The 1,428-nt window shown below is 64.1% G+C and carries 1 protein-coding gene; it reads right to left on the minus strand.

Going from position 1 to position 1,428, the window contains the following annotated elements:
* The coding region (gene acs, locus HCZ23_RS17935) for an acetate--CoA ligase (protein WP_167603126.1) at positions 1-1,428 on the minus strand (1,428 nt) is incomplete at both ends.

Raw genomic sequence — 1,428 nt, forward strand, 5'->3', positions numbered from 1 at the left:
GTACAGCGAATTCGCGATCAGCTCCTCGACGACGGCGGGCTCAGCCAGCGTGGAGGTGTCGCCCAAAGACCCGGTGTCGTTCTCGGCGATCTTGCGCAGGATGCGGCGCATGATTTTGCCCGAACGGGTTTTGGGCAGGCCCGGCGCCCATTGGATGAAGTCCGGTTTGGCGATCGGACCGATCTCGGTGCGGACCCATTTCTCCAATTCCACACGCAGCTCGTCCGAGGGTTCGACGTCGTTCATCAGCGTCACATAGGCGTAGATGCCCTGGCCCTTCAGCTCATGCGGCATGCCGACGACCGCCGCTTCGGCGACTTTGGCGTGGGCGACCAGCGCGCTTTCGACCTCGGCCGTGCCCATGCGGTGGCCCGAGACGTTGATCACATCGTCGACGCGGCCGGTGATCCAGTAGTAGCCATCCGCGTCGCGGCGGCAGCCGTCGCCGGAGAAGTAATAGCCTTTGTATTGCTGGAAATAGGTCTCCTGGAAGCGCTCGTGATCGCCCCAGACGGTGCGCATCTGGCCGGGCCAGCTGTCCTTGAGGCAGAGCACGCCCTCGGTCGCGGTCTCGGTCAGTTCCTCGCCGGTGGTGGCGTCCAAAATGACCGGTTGCACGCCGAAGAAGGGTTTCGTCGCCGACCCCGGTTTGGTCGCAATCGCGCCCGGCAGCGGCGTCAAAAGATGCCCGCCGGTCTCGGTCTGCCACCAGGTATCCACGATGGGGCAATTGCCTTTGCCGACCACCTCATTGTACCAGTTCCAGGCCTCCGGGTTGATCGGCTCGCCGACGGTGCCGAGCACTTTCAGGTCGGAAAGGTCATATTTTTCAACCCATTCGTTGCCCTGACCCATGAGCGAGCGCAGCGCGGTGGGCGCGGTGTAGAATTGGTTGACCTTGTGCTTTTCGCAGACCGCCCAGAACCGGCCCGCGTCGGGGTAGGTCGGCACGCCTTCGAACATCACGGTGGTCGCGCCGTTGGCCAGCGGGCCGTAGACGATGTAGCTGTGGCCGGTGACCCAGCCGACGTCGGCGGTGCACCAGAAGACATCGCCGTCGTGGTAGTCGAAGACGTATTTATGGGTCAGCGCGGCATAGGCGAGGTAGCCGCCGGAGCTGTGCACGACGCCTTTCGGTTTGCCCGTGGAGCCCGAGGTGTAGAGGATGAAGAGCGGATCTTCGGCGTTCATCGGACGCGGCGGGCAGTCGGGGCTGGCGTGCTCCATCAGATATTTGACGTCGACATCGCGGCCCTGAACCCAGGAGATCTGGTCGCCGGTGTGTTTGACGACGAGGCAGCGGACCTTGTCGGAACAGTGCAGGAGCGCGGCGTCGGTGTTGGCCTTCAAAGGCGTGCGACGGCCGCCGCGCGGCGCGGTGTCCGAGGTGATGACGAGCTTGGCGCCACAGTCGTTGATGCGGTTCGC

Origin of the sequence: Celeribacter sp. HF31 (genome assembly GCF_011806455.1) — a bacterium.
GTDB lineage: Bacteria > Pseudomonadota > Alphaproteobacteria > Rhodobacterales > Rhodobacteraceae > Celeribacter.